The following is a 17,076-nucleotide window of genomic DNA, read 5'->3' on the forward strand; positions in this document are numbered from 1 at the left end:
GGACCACGGCTACCCTGGGTCTGGTGAACGAGGAGGTCCTGTGATCAAGCGCCGTCGGCTGATCGTGCGCAAAGCGCGTTTACGGGCGAGCGCCCTGTCGCTCGGCGCTGTGCTGGCCCTGACCACCGCGTGCAGCTTCGGACCGCCGGACCCGGACGTCGCCGGTGAGCCGCCCAACCTGCCGACGCCATCGGTCTCCGCGAGCGCCCAGGGCGGCGGCGAGCGCGAGGTGGCGATCACCGTGCTGGCGAAGGGACTCGAGGTGCCGTGGGGCATGGCCTTCCTCCCCGACGGGTCCGCCCTGGTCACCGAGCGCGACACCGCCCGCATCCTGAAGGTCGGCCCGGAGTCGGATGCGGACGGCCTCAAGGTCACCGAGGTGCAGCGGCTCACCGAGGTCACCGCCGGCGGCGACGGCGGCCTGCTCGGCATCGCGGTCTCCCCGAAATACAAGACCGACGAGACGCTCTTCATCTACTACTCGACGCCCAAGGACAACCGCGTCGCGAAACTCAAGCTCAAGGGCGAGCCTCAGCCGATCCTGACCGGCATCCCGCACTCCCACGACGCCAACGGCGGCCAGCTCGCGTTCGGCCCGGACGGTCAGCTCTACGTGACGACCGGCGACGGCACGACCGGCACGCAGGCGCCCGACCCGAAGAGCCTGGGCGGCAAGATCCTGCGGATCACCACGGCCGGCAAGCCCGCCCCCGGCAACCCGGTCAAGGATTCCCCGGTCTGGTCGTCGGGCCACCGCAACGTGCAGGGCATCGCCTGGGACTCCGGCAAGCGGATGTACGCGAGCGAGTCCGGCCAGAAGACGACCGGCGAACTCAACCTGATCGCGAAGGGCAGGAACTACGGCTGGCCCACTGTCGAGGGCGAGGGCACCGACGCCAAGTTCACCAACCCGCTGGTGAGCTGGCCCGCCACGGAGTCGTCCTGCTCGGGGGTGGCGGTGCTGGAGCGCATGATCGCCACCGCCTGCCTGCAGGGCCGGCGGCTGTGGATGGTCGACGTCACCGGCAACGGCACCCTGATCGGCCAGCCGCAGGAGCTCCTGAAAGGCGAGTACGGCCGGCTCCGCGCACTCGCCGCCGCCCCGGACGGCTCGTTCTGGGTGACCACGTCCAACCAGGAGGAGGGCGGCGAGCCGGCGCCGGACGACGACCGCATCATTCGGCTGGTCTTCTCGGATGGGGGAGCCGGCCGCAGCTGACCGGCGTTCACCGTTTGACGACCGGCGCACGGGGGCAGGTGAGCCGTTGACCATGACAAACAAGATCTCTCAGCTGACGGCCGCGGCCGGCCGGGTGTGGAGCCACCCGTGGGGCCACCGCATCCGCATCTGGGCCGCCGTGGTGCTGGTGAGTCTTGCCGGCGTCGTGATCGGCACCATGCTGCTCGCACAGTCCCAGATCCCCGTCGGCCCGTTCCGCGCGGACATGTCGATCAGCCCGTCCATCCAGGGCGGCACCGAGGTCGACATCCCACCGCTGGGCTCGCTGCACCTCGACAGCCACGACGGCCCCATCCACCTCAAGGTCGCCCTGGGCTCGCTCGACCAGCAGCGCACCGAGGCCCTGATCGAGGACCCGACGGCCATCAGCGCGGCAGGCCAGTCGGCGGTCGACGACGTGACCAAGGGCGTGCTGAAGCTCGGCCTGCGCGCGCTGGGCGCGGCTATCGGATGCGCGCTCCTGCTGTCGGCGCTGATCTTCCGCAACGTCCGCCGGGTCGCCCAAGCGGGTGTGCTCGCCCTGGTCGTCACCGGCGGCAGCCTCGGCCTGGCCGTGGGCACGATCCGCCCCGACTCGATCAGCGAGCCGCGCTACGAGGGCCTGCTGGTGAACGCCCCGGCCGTGGTGGGTGACGCCCGCCGCATCGCCGACAACTACGGTCGCTACGCCGATCAGCTCGCACAGCTGGTCAGCAACGTGAGCCGCATCTACACCACGGTCTCGAGCCTGCCGGTGGAGCCGTCCGGCAACACCACCCGCATCCTGCACGTCTCCGACCTGCACTTGAACCCCACGTCCTGGAACGTCATCAAGACGGTGGTGAAGTCGTGGGACATCGACGCCGTGGTGGACACCGGCGACATCGTCGACTGGGGCAGCAGCGCCGAGACCACTTACGTCAACTCGATCGGCCAGCTCGGCGTCCCGTACATCTACGTCCGCGGCAACCACGACTCCTCGGCCATCCAGGCGGCGGTCGCCCGGCAGCGAAACGCCCAGGTCCTGGACAACTCGATCACCACCGTCAACGGCGTGACCATCGCGGGCATCGGCGACCCCGAATTCACACCGGACAAGAGCGAAACCCCGCCGGCGGCCGACGCGAACCCTGCCGACGTCCCGCTGCTGGCAAGCGGCCAGCGCCTCGCCACCACGATCAGCCAATCGAAGACCAGGGTGGGAGTCGCCATGGTCCACGACCCGGCAATGGCCCCACCCCTGTCGGGTGTCGTCCCGGTGGTCCTGGCCGGCCACACCCACAAGCGCGAGGTCTCGCTGCTGCCCCCACCCCCCACCACGACCGACGGCGCCTCGGCCTCCCCCGCGCCGTCCACCCCGTCGACCCAGCCCCCAGAAAAGACCCGCCTGCTGGTCGAAGGCTCCACGGGCGGCGCCGGCCTCCGCGGCCTGGAAAAGGAGGACCCCACGCCCCTCCAACTCTCGGTCCTGTACTTCGACGAGAACCAAACCCTCAAGGCCTACGACGACATCCAGCTCGGTGGCACAGGCCAGTCGAACGTGGAGATGCAGCGAAAGGTCATCGGTTTGGAGCCCGAACCCACGACGGACCCCTCGGTCTTCAACGGCGTCACGCCGGGCATCGTGCCGAGCCGCTGAAATTCTTCGACGGTACGGACACAGCACCGCACTGCCGCGACATGGCCAGCTCGCTGCCGTGCCCGGCCTTGTGCCGCCAGCATCCGGGCCGACCTGCCAGGCAAGCCCGCCTCGCCCGGCCACGTGCCGCCCGCATCCGGGCCGACCTGGCAAGCCCGCCGTGCAATGCACCCCCAGGGGTCCCGCCGAGCGGGCCGGTCGCAGATCGGAAAGCAGGCCCGGCTCATCGGCGGCGCTGGCGCACGACCTCGGGCACCCGCCGATCGCGCGCCGCGGGCGACAGCCGTCAGAGTTCCGGCGTTGCTCGGGGCCCGCACCGAGGGACCAGCACCGGCGGTGGAACCCGCGGCTGATGCCTTGCAACGCACGGCCGGGCGGCAGCGTGCCACCCGACCGTCGCTGCTGCTACTGCGACCGTCCGCCTCTGTTCTGCTGTGCGGGGCCCCCGTAGCCCCGGCCGCCTCCGTAGCCCTGACTCCCGTGGCCCGGAGCCCCGTAACCCGGAGCCCCGTAACCCGGACCCCCCTGGCTGTTGCCTCTGTAAGCCGCCGCCGAGCTGTACGGATTGGAATAGTCGGGAGGAGCGGGGTTGGCACTCTGGCGCGGTGTCGTGGTCGTCCGGGCACCCGCGGCGGCCTGGCCGTTCTGCGCGCTCTCGATCCGGTCCGTTGGGCTTTCGCTTCCCCGGACGTAAGCACGCTGGATATCCCGGTCCGAGTACTGGCCACTGCCGACTGCGTTGCGCACGGCCTCGGTGTCTCTCCCGTAGACCATGCCGCGCCGCCCGGGGAGACCTCCGGTCCGGAAGTCGAGGCCGGTTGCGCTTTGCGTCATGTACTCCGTCATACCCTCGACAGTGGAGTCGGTGAGACGACTGCCCGGCGCCTGAAGGCTCGGGTGCTCGACGCGATGAAAATTCTCGTGAGCCTGCGTGAACATGGTGTGGTTGTTCGGGTTCAAGTAGACGTCGCGTCCACCGATGGGACCGCGCGTGGTGATGGCCTCGACGTCTTGGGCCCGCTCGAATGCCTGCGCAGGGGCACCGCCACCGTGAGCCACCACTTGCGAAGCAAAGTCAGGATAGTCCGGTCGGTGAACCCTGCTGTCGTCGGCCAGCGCGGACTGATGCTCACCGGTATACATCCCGCTCTGCTGCAGGTAGTTGCTGACGACGTTCCGTGCGCGCTGGTTGTTCTGCTGCGGCGTCGGGCTCATCGCCAAGTCCGGTTCAGGGGACGGCGTCGACGCGGTCGGCCGCCGGCTGGAGAGATGGATCTTGTCGGACGCCGCGTTGCTGATCCGGATGTTCGTCCGATTGGCATCCTTCACCTGCATGGCTGCCCGGATTTCCCGTTTCCAGGCATCGTTCACCGTGAACGGCATCAGCACCGTGGTCTTGGAAGAGTCCGTGTTGCTGTGCACGTACTCGACCCGGACGCTTTGGTCGTTCCCGTAGGGCAGGTAAAGGTGCCCTCTTTGCGCTGGCATGGCACTCCTCTCGAAGGTCCCCATCCAACGGACGGATCTCCCCGGAGGTTCACGCGTACAAGAGGGGGCGTTCAGGATCATCGGCAGGGACGCGGCAAACAAGGTGGATACGGCGGAGGCGGTGGGGCGGGCGCCACGGCGGGCCGAACTCGAGACAGTGAGACACCCGCGGATGACATCATCGCGCCGCGCCGTGCGGTCAGGGAGTGCGTCGGGCGACCCTCAGTTCGGTCAGGTAACGCTTGACCACCTGTCCGCCGTGGACCCCGTCGATGAGTCCTGTTATGCAGTCCAGCAGCCCGCTCCGCTGAGCGTCCGGCAAGGCGCGGTGACCCGAGTACGTCAGCAGCACGTCGAGGTATTCCGCCGTGGAGTAGGGCTGCTCCCACTCGTACCGATGGAAGGTCGCGGGCCCGAAGCGCCTGGACTGAACCAGTTCTGTGTCGTCCTCCGGGATCGTGGAGGCCTCCTCGAGCCGGAGATCCGGCGGGGTCGCCGGGTCGAAACGCTCGTAGCAGTCCTGCGCCGCGGCGAAGAACGGGCCCGTGCCGCCGGCGATGTGGTGGGTGCTGACGGTGGCCAGAATGCCGCCGGGCCGCAGGGCGTCGGCCGACTTTGCCACTCGGACGGCGGGATCGATCCAGTGGAAGGCGGTCGCCGCGATGACCACGTCGAACGGTTGCTCGGGCAGCGGCCAGTTCTCGAAAGCGGCCGTGACCACCTCGACGGAGTCGAACCGGGCCAGGTTCCGGCGCGCCCCCGCTGCCATGGCGGCGCCGAGCTCCACCGCGACGATGTGGCAGCCGCGCTCGGCCAGTGGCACGGTTGCCTTGCCGGTGCCGCAGCCGATCTCCAGCACCCTGGCACCGGGCTCGGCGCCCGCGGCGGCCAGGTCGTCGAACAGCTGCTCGGGGTATCGCGGCCGGGCCCGGTCGTACCGTTCGGCGTCCTCGTTGAAGGTCGTCCGCAGTCTCACGTAGTCGGCGCTGTCGGTCACCCGGCGAGACTAGGGCGCACGCTGAAGAGTGCGAAGCCAATTACGGACGCCGCGCTCCCGCGCCGCCGGCCACGACGTGAGCGCAGCGTGGCCCCCGTCTGATCCACCCGCGCTTCGCGCGAGGCAGCCTAAAGCCAGGTCCGGGCGGCTCTTGCCGGTGGTCAGCTCAGGCGGGCGAGGATCAGCTCGCGGACTGTCTTGGCGTCGGCCTGGCCGCGGGTCGCTTTCATGACCGCTCCGACCAGGGCGCCCGCCGCTGCTACCTTGCCTTCGCGGATCTTGTCGGCGATGTCCGGGTTGGCGGCGATGGCTTCGTCGACCGCGGTCTGGAGGGCGCCGGTGTCCGAGACGACGCCGAGGCCTCGGGCACTCATCACCTCGGCCGGGTCGCCCTCGCCGGCCACGACGCCTTCGAGGACGGCACGGGCGAGCTTGTCGTTGAGCTTGCCCTCGTCGACCAGGGCCTGGAGCTGCGCGACCTGCGCCGGTGTGGCACCGACCTCGGCCAGGTCGACGCCGGTCTCGTTGGCGCGGCGGGCGAGCTCGCCCATCCACCACTTGCGGGCGCCGGCCGGGTTGGCACCGGCCGCGATGGTCTCCTCGATGAGCTCGACCGCGCCGGCGTTGGCTACCGACTGCATGTCGAGCTCGCTGATGCCCCAGTCCTCGCGAAGGCGGGCGCGCTTGGCGCTCGGGCGCTCCGGGAGGGCGGCCTTGAGCTCGGCGACCCAGGCGGGGTCCGGGGCGATCGGGACGAGGTCCGGCTCGGGGAAGTAGCGGTAGTCCGTGGCCTCCTCCTTGGAGCGGCCCGGGCGGGTGTCGCCGGTGTCCTCCTGGAAGTGGCGGGTCTCCTGGATGATCCGGCCGCCGTCGTCCAGGAGGCCGGCCTGGCGGATGATCTCGGACCGGACCGCGCGTTCGACCGAGCGCAGCGAGTTGACGTTCTTGGTCTCGGTGCGGGTGCCCCATTCCTCGCCGGGCTTGTTGAGCGAGGTGTTGACGTCGCACCGGAGCGAGCCCTGCTCCATGCGGACGTCGGAGACGCCGAGCGAGCGGATGATGTCCCGCAGCTCCGTCACGTAGGCGCGGGCGACCTCGGGGGCCTTCGCGCCGATGCCGGGTACGGGCTTGGTGACGATCTCGACGAGCGGGATGCCGGCGCGGTTGTAGTCCACGAGCGACTCGGTGGCGCCGTGGATGCGGCCGGTGGCGCCGCCGACGTGCAGCGTCTTGCCGGTGTCCTCCTCGAGGTGGACCCGCTCGATGCCGATGCGGACGGTCTCGCCGTCGATGTCGACGTCGACGTAGCCGTCGGTGCACAGGGGCTCGTCGTACTGGGAGGTCTGGAAGTTCTTGGGCATGTCCGGGTAGAAGTAGTTCTTGCGGGCCATGCGGCACCACGACGCGATGTCGCAGTTGAGCGCGAGGCCGATCCGGATGGTGGCCTCGATGCCGGCGCGGTTGGCGACCGGCAGGGCTCCGGGCAGGCCCAGGCAGACAGGGCACACCTGGGTGTTGGGCTCCGCGCCGAACTCCGTCGGGCAGCCGCAGAACATCTTCGTGTTCGTGCCGAGCTCGACGTGCGTCTCGAGGCCGATCACCGGCTCGTAGCGGGCGGTCGCGTCCTCGTACGAGGGCAGCACAGTCGTACTCATGCGGTGAACTCCAGGTGGCAGAGACATTCCGACGGGGACAAGCCTATTACGATCCGACGGCGTCCGGCCGGGCGCGGGGCCAGGCCGGAGAGCCGGTCAGAGCTCGGGCGGCGTGAGGGTGCCGACCGCCGACTCCAGCGCCGCGGCCACCCGGTACATCCGGTCGTCCGCCATCGTCGGAGCCATGATCTGGAAGCCGACCGGCAGCCCCTCGGACAGCCCGCACGGCACCGAGATGGCCGGCCCGCCGTACAGGTTGGTCGGGATCGTGAAGAGGTCGGCGAGATACATCTGGTACGGGTCGGAGGTGCGCGACCCGAACGGGAACGCCACGAACGGCGTCGTCGGCGAGATGAGCACGTCCACCCGCTCGAACGCCGAGGTGAAGTCCCGCGTGATGAGCGTGCGGACCTTCTGCGCCTGGCCGTAGTACGCGTCGTAGTAGCCGCTGGAGAGCGCGTACGTACCGAGGATGATGCGCCGCTTGACCTCGGGGCCGAAACCCTCGTCGCGGGTCAGCGACATGACCTCCTCGAGCGAGCGGCGGCCGTCGTCGCCGGAGCGCAGGCCGTAGCGGACGCCGTCGAAGCGGGCCAGGTTGGACGACGCCTCGCTGGGCGCGATCAGGTAGTAGGCCGGGAGCGCGTACTCGAAGTGGGGGCACGAGACCTCGACGACCTCGGCCCCGAGCTTGACCAGGGCCTCGACCGACTCGCGGAAGGCGGCGGCGACACCGGGCTCGGCACCGTCGCCCGCGAACTCCTTGACCAGGCCGAGCTTCACGCCGGTCAGGTCGCCGGTCGCGCCCAGGCGGGCCGCGGCGACGACGTCCGGCACGGGCTGCGGGATCGACGTCGAGTCGCGCTCATCGTGGCCGGCGATGACGGCGTGCAGCAGGGCCGCGTCCTCCACCGTACGGGCGCAGGGGCCCGGGGTGTCCAGCGAGGACGAGAAGGCGATGAGGCCGTAGCGGGAGGTGCCGCCGTACGTGGGCTTGGCGCCGACCGTGCCGGTCACCGCCCCGGGCTGACGGATCGAACCGCCGGTGTCGGTGCCGATGGCCAGCGGCGCCTCGTACGCCGCGAGCGACGCCGAGCTGCCGCCACCGGAGCCACCGGGGATGCGCCCGAGGTCCCACGGGTTGTTGGTGGGCCCGTACGCCGAGTATTCGGTGGAGGAGCCCATCGCGAACTCGTCCATGTTGGTCTTGCCGAGCATGACCGTGCCCGCGGCGCGGAGCCGTTCGACGATCGTCGCGTCGTACGGCGGGCGCCAACCCTCGAGGATCTTGGAGGCGGCGGTGGTGGGGACGCCCTTGGTGGCGATGACGTCCTTGACCGCGACGGGCACACCGGCCAGCGGTCCGAGCTCCTCGCCCCGGCCGCGGCGCGCGTCGACGTCGGCCGCGGCGGCGAGCGCGCCCTCCCGGTCGACGTGCAGGAACGCGTGGACGCGCTCGTCGACGGCGTCGATCCGGTCGAGGTGCGCCGTCGCGACCTCGACGGCGGAGACCTCGCCCGTGGCGATGAGGCCGGCGATCTGCTTCGCCGTCATCCTGGTGACGTCACTCACGGTGCTCAGGCCTCCTCGTCCAGGATGCGGGGCACGCGGAACCGGCCCTCGGCGGCATCGGGCGCGCCGGACAGCACCGCGTCCTGCGTGAGGCCGGGCCGCACGACATCGTCGCGGTAGACGTTGGTCAGCGGCACGGAGTGCGAGGTGGGCGGGATGTCCTCGGCGGCTACGTCACCGATCCGGGCGACCGACTGGAGGATGACGTCGAGCTGACCGGCGAACTTGTCCAGCTCCTCCTCGGTCACGGCGAGCCGCGACAGGCGCGCGAGATGCGCGACCTCTTCGCGGGAGATGGCGGCCATCGTGCCCCCTGGTTTCCGTCGGTGATGCTGACCGGGGAAGTCTATTTGCCGCCGCGAGGGGTTTGTCGGGCGGCTCCCCGGTCTGTGGACAAGGGGCGGGCGGTGGTGCGGTCTGTGGACAACCCGTCAGGTGGTCGCCAGCGGCTCTCGCCCGGGACGCAGCGGACGGTACCGAGCCAGCCACTCGTCGAAGTCCTCCGCCGGCATCGGGCGGGCGTGGAACCAGCCTTGAGCTGCGTGGCAGCCGTCGGCCGCGAGCAGGCGCCAGGTGCGCTCGTCCTCGACCCCCTCGGCCACCACGCGGAGCCCGAGCGAGCCGGCCAGCGCGATCACCGAGCGGACGATCGCGGCGTCGCCGGCGTGGGCGGCCATGCCCAGCACGAACGACCGGTCGATCTTCACCTCGGCCAGCGGCAGCCGGCGGAGGTGCTGCAGCGAGGAGTAGCCGGTGCCGAAGTCGTCCAGCGAGATCGCCACGCCGATCCGGTCCAGCCGGGTGATGGTGTCGAGGACCCGGTGCGGGTCGGCCATCAGCGCGCTCTCGGTGATCTCGAGCTGGAGGAGGTCGGCCGGCACGGCGTACCGGAGAAGAAGGTCGTGGATCTCCTCGGCGATGTCCGTCGCATGCAGGTCGCGCACGCTGACGTTGACCGAGGCCCGGACGGGGCGACCACCGTCCCGCCAGGCGGCGAGCCGGCCGATCACCTCGCGCAGCACCCGGCTGGTGAGCAGGCGCATGACGGGCGTCGGCTCCACCACGCGAAGCAGCTCCTCGGGACCGACCACGCCGCGCTCCGGATGCCGCCACCGCAGCAGGGCCTCCACGCCCACCACCTCGCCGGTCGCGATGGCGATCTGCGGCTGGTAAAAGAGCATCAGGCCTTGGGCCGGCTCCTGCCGCAGCGCATGCCGCAGGTCGGCGAGGAGCGTGAGATCGGGCGTGTGGTGCTCGGCGTCTCGCGTGTAGACGGCCACCTGGGCACCGCGTTGCTTGGCGTCGTACATCGCGGCCTCGGCCTGCCGGAGCAGCGAGGCACCGTCGCCGCCGCGCTCGGACTGCACGGCGATGCCGATGGACGCGCTCACATCGATCGCCAGACCGTCGAGCGCGAACGGCGAGTCCAAGGCGTCGGCCAGGTGCGCGGCGATCCGGCGGGCCGATCCCAACCCGTCGACCCGGGTCGCCAGCACCGCGAACTCGTCACCCCCGAGCCGAACCACAAGATCATGCGGGGGTACGACGGCAGCCAGGCGCTGTGCCACCTGGACGAGCAACCGGTCACCGTGGGCATGTCCGAGCGCGTCGTTGACCGTACGGAAGCGGTCCAGATCCAGAAGCAGCAGCGCGAGCCGCCGCTCGGGCCGATGCGCACCGGGGCCGGCGTCCCGCTCGGCGACCGATGCCTGGAGCGCACGCCGATTGGGCAGCCCGGTCAGCGCGTCGACGCGGGCGGCCCGCTCATACTCCCCCGCCGACCGGACCATGCGGTGCACAGCGTGCAATGCCAGCAGGACCAACGGTACGAGCGCGAGCCCCACCTGCGCGGCGGCCAGCACCACGGGCCCGAGGAGCAGCAGCGCGGCCGTGGCGAACAGCTCGAGTCCCCATCGCTGCACGTGTCGCGGCTTGCGGTCGCCACTGAGGACCCAGGCGGCGATCGCATCGAGCCCGTAGCGCGAGCCGATCCACGCGGCCGCGGCGGCCACCGTGACCAGCGCGTCGTCCCAGTCCGGCTCGGCGTCGAGGCGCAGCCCGGCCAGCCCGGCGACGAGCGCGGCCCCGGCGAGCGCGACCGCGTGCTGAACGGCGAGGTGCAGGGCCCGCCGCGGCGACTGACGCATCCGCATCCCGGCGACCGCCATGGCCGCGAGCTGCACCGCCAGCGCGGGCACGAGACCCCAGGCCAGCGCGATGCCGAAGGTGAAGCAGATCGACGGCAGGATGATGGAGCTGGCCCGCCGGTTCGCGACCACGTAAGGACGGGCGTCGACCGCGAGCGCCAAGGCCGCCATCACCCAGAAGGCGGTCGGCAGCACAGCGAAGGTGTCGGAGAAAAGCGCCCACAACATGGCGTCGACGACCACGGCCCCACCGACGGCGGCGACGGCACCCCGACGGGCCACGACGGCCCGGCGGACACCCGGCATGGAGCTGCGCTGCTCTGCGGCACCCATGCGACCTCCACGATGGCGTCGACCGACCGAGTCCTCCTCACCCTAGATCCATATCGACGGAACTACGCTAAACAGACTTGCCGTTATCAAATTGGCATAAGTCGCAGAAGCGGCATACCCCTGGGATTCACCCTTTGGAGATCCCCTTCTCCTCGGGTTTCTCCTTGCCGGACTCCTCGGGTTTCTCCTTGCCGGGCTCCTCGGCCATCTCGGCCACCGCACGGGCGGCGTCCGGACCCTCGGCCAGCAGCACGCCGAACGCGTCCTCGTCCAGCACCGGCACCTTCAACTGCAGCGCCTTGTCGTACTTGCTGCCGGGGTTGTCCCCCACCACCACGAACGCCGTCTTCTTCGACACCGAGCCGCTGACCTTGCCGCCCCGCGACGTCACCGCCTCGGTCGCCGCATCGCGCGAGTACGACGCCAGGGTCCCGGTCACCACGACGGTCAGCCCCTCCAGCGGCCGCGGCCCCTCGTCCTTGCGCTCGTCCGCCATCTGCACGCCGGCGTCCCGCCACTTCGTGACGATGTCGCGGTGCCAGTCGACGGCGAACCACTCCTGCAGGCTCTCGGCGATCGTCGGGCCGACGCCCTCCACGGCGGACAGCTCCTCGACCCGCCCCTCGGTCACGGCCGCCTCGATGGCGTCCATGGTGCCGAAATGGCGTGCCAGCGCCTGAGCAGCGGTCGGGCCGACGTGCCGGATCGACAGGGCGACGAGCACCCGCCACAGCGGCCGGTGCTTCACCTCCTCGAGGTTCTCGAGCAGCTTGGTCGCGTTGCTGCCGAGGCTGCCGTCCTTGTTGACGAAGAACGGCGCCCGCTGCAGGTCCTCGGCGGTGATCCGGAACAGGTCGCCCTCGTCGGCGATGATCTGCGACTCGAGCAGCGCCTGCCCCGCCTTGTAGCCGAGCACCTCGATGTCGAACGCCCCGCGCCCGGCCAGGTGGAACACCCGCTCCCGCAGCTGAGCGGGGCACGAGCGCGTGTTCGGGCAGCGGATGTCGACGTCGCTCTCCTTGGCGGGAGCCAGCGTGGTGCCACACGCGGGGCACTCGGTCGGCATCACGAACTGCCGGGCGTCGTCGGGCCGCAGGTCCATCACCGGCCCGAGCACCTCGGGGATGACGTCGCCGGCCTTGCGCAACACGACGGTGTCCCCGATCCACACCCCCTTGCGCTCCACCTCACGCGCGTTGTGCAACGTCGCCAGCGCCACGGTCGACCCCGCTACGCGCACGGGCTCCAGCACGGCGAAGGGCGTGACCCGCCCCGTCCTGCCGACATTGACGTCGATGTCGAGCAGCTTGGTGGTGACCTCCTCGGGCGGATATTTGTACGCGATGGCCCAGCGCGGCGCCCGGCTGGTGGAGCCGAGCCGCCCCTGGATCGCCACCGAGTCCACCTTGATGACCACCCCGTCGATCTCGTGCTCGACGTCGTGGCGGTGCTCGGCGTAATAGGCGATGTACTCCCGCACGCCCGCCATGTCGTCGACGAGCTTCCACCGTTCGCTGGTCGGCAGGCCCCAAGCCTTCAAAGCCTCGTACGCATGCGACTGGGACTGGGGCGTGAACCCCTTGCGCGCCCCGATCCCGTGCACGACCATGCGCAAGCCCCGGGTGGCGGTGATCCGGGGATCCTTCTGCCTCAGACTCCCGGCGGCGGCGTTGCGCGGATTGGCGAACGGCGCCTTCCCCTGCTCCACCAGAGACGCATTGAGATCGGCGAACGCGGAACCCGGGAAGTAGATCTCCCCGCGCACCTCGAGCAGGTCGGGCGGGTCATCGCCGGCGAGCCGCTCGGGGATCTCGCGGATCGTGCGGACGTTCGGCGTGACGTCCTCACCCGTGCGCCCGTCACCCCGTGTCGCACCGCGGACGAGCCGGCCCTTCTCGTACGTGAGATTGATCGCCAGTCCGTCGACCTTGAGCTCGCAGATGAACTGGACCGGCCCGCCGGCGTCACGCACCGTCCGCTCGGCCCACGCGCCGAGCTCGGCATCGTCGAAGACGTTGTCGAGCGACATCATCCGCTCGGCGTGCTCGACCGGGGTGAACTGGGTGGAGAAGGTGCCGCCGACGTTCTGGGTCGGCGAATCCGGGGTGCGCAGCGCCGGGAATTCCTCCTCCAGCGCCTCCAGCTCCCGCAGCAGCTTGTCGAACTCGGCGTCGGAGATCGTCGGCGAGTCGAGCACGTAGTAGCGATACTGGTGGCCGCGAACCTCGTCGCTCAGCTCCGCATGGCGCGAACTGGCCTCCGGCGTCGGCTCCGCCCCGGCGGCAGCGACCTGCTCGGCGGTGGGTCGCCCGGTGACGAGCTCCTCGGCCGCCGCGGCGTCGGCGGGCGACTCGGCATCTGGACTCTGCTTCTCGGGCACCGGTGACCTCCGTGTTCGTCTTTCAGGTGGCACGTTAGTCGGCCCCTCTGACAAAAAACGCCGACCCGCAGACGGTGGTTCTTCGAGGGTCGGGTGCGGGGGTCAGGCTCGCAAGCCGCCGCCTCCGGCCCCGCTCCCATCGCCGGTCGTGCCCGCCGGTGTCTCACGCGGAGCACGGTGGCGCGCCCGCGATCCACTGCGCCCGGTCGCGCACCCCGGAAGTCACGGGTACGGTCTGCCGATGGCTGACGGGCGATGGTGGCTGGTCGTGGCGCTGGTCACCGGAATCGTGGCGTTGGCCGCCGGGGTAGCGGCCGGGCTGGTGCGGCGGCGCGTACGCGGCACCCGCCCGTCGCGTGGCGACATCTGGTGGGCCGACGTGCCGTTCGCCCGCGGCCAGGGAGCCAAGCTCCGGCCCTGCCTGGTGCTGCTGAACCACCGCAACGGCATCGTGGTGTTGAAGATCACGAGCCAGGACAAGAGCCACCGCCGCGACCACGTACGCATCCCGACCCGCTCCTGGGACACCCGGGCCGAGCACGACTCGTACCTGAATCTGGGCGAACCGATCCTGGTCCGCCACACGGCATTCCACCGCCGGGCAGGCACAGCGGCGTGGTCCACCCGGCGTCAGGTCGCGGCGAGGCGCGGGCTGTCACGGGCGGACCTCACCCGGGTAGCGACGAGACAGCCCAGGAATCGGCGGGCACAGGGCGCAGGCCGCCGGTCCAGCACACGCTGAAGGATCGGCCGCGCCGGAGGTCAGCAGCGCCTCTGGACGGAGCCGACATCATCGGCCCGTGGGTTCGAGGCGTCGCCCTCCGGCTCACCAGACCAGGCAGAACGGGTGGCCGACCGGATCGGAGTACACCCGGAACTTTTCGCCGCCGCCGTCCAGACGCTTGGCGCCCGCCGCGAGGGCTCGCTGCTCCGCCTTCTCGATGTCGTCCACGCGGACGTCGAGGTGGAACTGCTGGGGGCGGTCGTGGTCGGGCCACTGCGGAGGGAGCAGGTCGGGGGCCTTCTGGAAGGCCAGGCTGGGCGCGTCGGAGTCGGTGCGGATGGTCACCCACTCGTCGTCCTCGTGGACGACGTGCATTCCGAGCAGTCCGGCATAGAAGCCGGCCAGGGCGAGAGGATCGGGGCAGTCGATGACGACGGTGTCGAGACGTCCAATCATGCCTGCATGATGCCTGCCGGGTACGACAGAAAAGTCCCGAACGATCAGACTTTCCGCCCGCCGACGGACCCCGCCCGGATCGCCGATCCACATCGGCCACGAGCCGGCCCAGGCATGCCACCGGGCAGGCATGCCACCGGGCAGCGGGCGAGGGCTAGCCGAGTGAGGCCGGACAGGCGAGGCCAGGCAAAGCCGACGCGAGACCGATACCCGGGCAACGAGGGCCGGGCCGATGAGCAGGGCGCGGCTCAGGCCTCTGCGAGCCGTCGCCCCGCCTCGCGGCAGGACTTCAGCACCGCGCGTACATATGCCGGCGTGGCACCGGCGAGGCCGCATGCCGGCGTCACCACGACCTGCTCCGGGAGCCTTGCCGCCGGGAAGCCGAGTTTGCTCCACAATCCGCGTACCTGATCGGCGACCTGGGCCGACGTCAGCGCGAGACCCGCGGACGGTGGCCGGGTCGGCGCGGCGCCGGCGAAGAGGCCGAGACCGGCCTCGATCGCTTCGCCCAGCGGGTCGAGATCCCTCAGCAGCGCCAGGTCCAGCGAGACGGCGGCGGCTTGTGCATCCCGAACGACCTGCAACGGTACGCCCGGAGCACAGCTGTGCACGATCACGGGCACCCCGACAGCCTCGACCACGGTCCGCAGAGCGGTCGCCGCGTCCGGGCCGTCGACGGCTCGGTAGGCGCTCAGCCCGCTCTCAGTCGGCACGTGTCCGGCAAGAACCGCCGCTAGGGCGGGCTCGTCGAGCTGCAGCAGCACACTCGCACCCGGCAGTCGCCTCTGCACGTCGGCGACGTGGCGGCGCAGCCCCTCCGCGAGCGAGTCGGTGACATCGCGCACGGCGCCGGGGTCGCGCAGCATCCGGCCGCCGATCGGCAGGTCGAGGGTCGCGGCCAGCGTCCACGGGCCGGGCGCCTGCACCTTGATGGGTCCGGTGTAGCGGTCGCCCTGCTCGGTCATCTGGTCCAGGTCGCGTTCTAGCAGGTCCGAGGTGCGCCGCAGGTCGCTGCCGGGCCGGGGCGCCATCTGCCACCTGCCGGCGTAGAGCTGCACGGGAAGCTCGACGAGGAACCCCGCACCGCGTCCGATCATGTCGGCGCCGGGGCCGCGTTCGGGCAGCTCGGGGAGGTGGGGCAGCTCGGGCAGCTCGCCGAAGACCAGCCGCTGCGCCTCGGCGACGTCGGTGCCGGGCAGCGAGCCGATGCCGGTCGCGGCCCCGGCGGGCCAGGGGAAGTCAGGCACCGCGCCGCACCGAATCGCCCGAAGCCACAGCCACCGCAGCGGCGCCGGAGGACTCCGAAGCGGCGTCCGAGGCCTTCGTCTGCGGAGAACCCGCCTCGTCCCGGTGGCCCGCGCTGATCGTGGCCGAGCCGAGCACGATGTCCCCGTCCGCATCACGGCGGTAGGCGACGATCGCCTGACCCGCGGCGACACCCCGCGCCGGCGTGCGGAGGCGGGCGGTGAGTCCGTTGGCGTCCACCGTCACCTCCGCCTCCACCACGTCGCCGTGCGCACGCAACTGGACGTCGCACTCCACCGCTGTCTGCTCGATGTGCCAGATGGGACGGTCGGCCGTCACCGTGTCGACGGCCAGGTCTTCCCTCGGGCCCACGGTGACCGTGTTGGTCTTCGGCGTGATGGACAGGACGTAGCGGGGACGGCCGTCTGGGGCTGGGACTCGCAGGTCGAGACCCTTGCGCTGACCCACCGTGTAGGCATATGCGCCCGCGTGCTGCCCGAGCACCGCGCCCGTGTGGCTGTCGACGATGTCTCCGGGGGCTTCGCCGAGGCGGTCGGCCAGGAAGCCGCGGGTGTCGCCGTCGGCGATGAAGCAGATGTCGTGCGAGTCGGGCTTGTCCGCGACGGCGAGGCCGCGGGCGGCCGCCTCCTCGCGCACCTGGGCCTTCGTCGAGTCGCCCAGGGGGAAGATCGCACGGTCGAGCTGGGCGCGGGTGAGGACGGCCAGTACGTACGACTGGTCCTTCCCCAGGTCGACGCTGCGCCGCAGTAGGCCGTCGGGGCCGAGGCGGGCGTGGTGGCCGGTGACCACGGCGTCGAAGCCGAGGGCGACCGCGCGGTCCAGGACCGCCGCGAATTTGATCTTCTCGTTGCAGCGCAGGCAGGGGTTCGGTGTGCGGCCGGCCGCGTACTCCGCGACGAAGTCGTCCACGACGTCCTCGTGGAACTGCTCGGCCATGTCCCACACGTAGAACGGGATTCCGATGACGTCGGCGGCACGGCGGGCGTCGCGGGAGTCCTCGAGGGTGCAGCAGCCCCGCGCCCCGGTTCGGAAGGTCTGGGGATTCCGCGACAGCGCCAGGTGCACGCCGGTCACGTCATGGCCGGCGTCCCGGGCGCGCGCGGCAGCGACGGCGGAGTCGACACCGCCGGACATTGCTGCAAGCACTCGCACGCCGGCAAGCCTATCCGCCGGCACCGACGATTCCCCACCGGCCGCCCG

Annotated in this window: 13 protein-coding genes; 3 read left to right on the top strand and 10 right to left on the bottom strand. The window is 71.0% G+C overall.

Translation table 11 applies throughout. From position 1 onward, the window contains the following. Positions 1 to 40: 40 nt before the first annotated feature. Positions 41 to 1,219, top strand: a complete 1,179-nt coding sequence (locus tag AB0368_RS12140; protein WP_366153877.1) for a PQQ-dependent sugar dehydrogenase — start codon at positions 41 to 43, stop codon at positions 1,217 to 1,219. A gap of 52 nt (positions 1,220 to 1,271) precedes the next feature. Further along, complete coding sequence (locus AB0368_RS12145; protein WP_366153878.1) at positions 1,272 to 2,858, top strand: metallophosphoesterase; 1,587 nt, start codon at positions 1,272 to 1,274, stop codon at positions 2,856 to 2,858. Positions 2,859 to 3,263: 405 nt separating this feature from the next. Here the strand turns inward: AB0368_RS12145 and AB0368_RS12150 are convergent, their stop codons facing one another. The 7 genes from AB0368_RS12150 to ligA form a co-directional block, all read right to left on the bottom strand. Next, positions 3,264 to 4,346: a hypothetical protein gene (locus AB0368_RS12150; RefSeq protein WP_366153879.1), complete on the bottom strand. Its 1,083-nt coding sequence runs from the start codon at positions 4,344 to 4,346 to the stop codon at positions 3,264 to 3,266. A 199-nt stretch (positions 4,347 to 4,545) separates the two neighbouring features. Beyond that, complete coding sequence (locus tag AB0368_RS12155) at positions 4,546 to 5,343, bottom strand: class I SAM-dependent methyltransferase (protein WP_366153880.1); 798 nt, start codon at positions 5,341 to 5,343, stop codon at positions 4,546 to 4,548. 161 nt (positions 5,344 to 5,504) lie between these two features. After that, positions 5,505 to 6,998: an Asp-tRNA(Asn)/Glu-tRNA(Gln) amidotransferase subunit GatB gene (gatB, locus tag AB0368_RS12160; protein ID WP_366153881.1), complete on the bottom strand. Its 1,494-nt coding sequence runs from the start codon at positions 6,996 to 6,998 to the stop codon at positions 5,505 to 5,507. A gap of 96 nt (positions 6,999 to 7,094) precedes the next feature. After that, entirely contained in the window at positions 7,095 to 8,570 is a 1,476-nt protein-coding gene (gene gatA / locus AB0368_RS12165) for an Asp-tRNA(Asn)/Glu-tRNA(Gln) amidotransferase subunit GatA (protein ID WP_366153882.1), read from the bottom strand. Between the two features lie 5 nt (positions 8,571 to 8,575). Beyond that, entirely contained in the window at positions 8,576 to 8,875 is a 300-nt protein-coding gene (gatC, locus tag AB0368_RS12170; RefSeq protein ID WP_366153883.1) for an Asp-tRNA(Asn)/Glu-tRNA(Gln) amidotransferase subunit GatC, read from the bottom strand. Between the two features lie 126 nt (positions 8,876 to 9,001). Beyond that, positions 9,002 to 11,050 carry an EAL domain-containing protein gene (locus AB0368_RS12175; RefSeq protein WP_366153884.1) on the bottom strand — a complete coding sequence of 683 codons (2,049 nt, stop codon included), beginning with the start codon at positions 11,048 to 11,050 and terminating at the stop codon, positions 9,002 to 9,004. Between the two features lie 127 nt (positions 11,051 to 11,177). Beyond that, positions 11,178 to 13,430, bottom strand: coding sequence for an NAD-dependent DNA ligase LigA (ligA, locus tag AB0368_RS12180; RefSeq protein WP_366153885.1), 2,253 nt, complete (start codon positions 13,428 to 13,430; stop codon positions 11,178 to 11,180). A 241-nt stretch (positions 13,431 to 13,671) separates the two neighbouring features. Here ligA and AB0368_RS12185 point away from each other — a divergent pair, with 241 nt between their 5' ends. After that, complete coding sequence (locus tag AB0368_RS12185; RefSeq protein ID WP_366153886.1) at positions 13,672 to 14,172, top strand: type II toxin-antitoxin system PemK/MazF family toxin; 501 nt, start codon at positions 13,672 to 13,674, stop codon at positions 14,170 to 14,172. A gap of 84 nt (positions 14,173 to 14,256) precedes the next feature. On the opposite strand, the gene AB0368_RS12190 is transcribed toward AB0368_RS12185, so the two are convergent. The 3 genes from AB0368_RS12190 to mnmA all read right to left on the bottom strand — a co-directional run bounded on the left by AB0368_RS12190 (position 14,257) and on the right by mnmA (position 17,028). Beyond that, on the bottom strand, positions 14,257 to 14,610 hold the full coding sequence (locus AB0368_RS12190) for a VOC family protein (RefSeq protein ID WP_366153887.1): 354 nt from the start codon (positions 14,608 to 14,610) through the stop codon (positions 14,257 to 14,259). A gap of 248 nt (positions 14,611 to 14,858) precedes the next feature. Then, positions 14,859 to 15,857 (bottom strand): methionine synthase, encoded by a 999-nt coding sequence (locus tag AB0368_RS12195; RefSeq protein ID WP_366153888.1) that lies wholly within the window; start codon positions 15,855 to 15,857, stop codon positions 14,859 to 14,861. Further along, complete coding sequence (mnmA, locus tag AB0368_RS12200) at positions 15,850 to 17,028, bottom strand: tRNA 2-thiouridine(34) synthase MnmA (protein ID WP_366153889.1); 1,179 nt, start codon at positions 17,026 to 17,028, stop codon at positions 15,850 to 15,852. Before mnmA ends, AB0368_RS12195 begins: the two co-directional genes overlap by 8 nt. Positions 17,029 to 17,076: the final 48 nt, after the last annotated feature.

Origin of the sequence: Actinoplanes sp. NPDC051475 (genome assembly GCF_040689425.1) — a bacterium.
Taxonomy (GTDB): Bacteria; Actinomycetota; Actinomycetes; order Mycobacteriales; family Micromonosporaceae; genus Actinoplanes.

What these genes read in the sequence shown, in the direction of transcription:
- AB0368_RS12145 (WP_366153878.1), top strand. Translation starts at nt 1,272, where the DNA reads ATGACAAACAAGATCTCTCAGCTGACGGCCGCGGCCGGCCGGGTGTGG.
- AB0368_RS12150 (WP_366153879.1), bottom strand. Translation starts at nt 4,346, where the DNA reads ATGCCAGCGCAAAGAGGGCACCTTTACCTGCCCTACGGGAACGACCAA.
- gatB (WP_366153881.1), bottom strand. Translation starts at nt 6,998, where the DNA reads ATGAGTACGACTGTGCTGCCCTCGTACGAGGACGCGACCGCCCGCTAC.
- gatC (WP_366153883.1), bottom strand. Translation starts at nt 8,875, where the DNA reads ATGGCCGCCATCTCCCGCGAAGAGGTCGCGCATCTCGCGCGCCTGTCG.
- AB0368_RS12175 (WP_366153884.1), bottom strand. Translation starts at nt 11,050, where the DNA reads ATGGGTGCCGCAGAGCAGCGCAGCTCCATGCCGGGTGTCCGCCGGGCC.
- AB0368_RS12185 (WP_366153886.1), top strand. Translation starts at nt 13,672, where the DNA reads ATGGCTGACGGGCGATGGTGGCTGGTCGTGGCGCTGGTCACCGGAATC.
- AB0368_RS12190 (WP_366153887.1), bottom strand. Translation starts at nt 14,610, where the DNA reads ATGATTGGACGTCTCGACACCGTCGTCATCGACTGCCCCGATCCTCTC.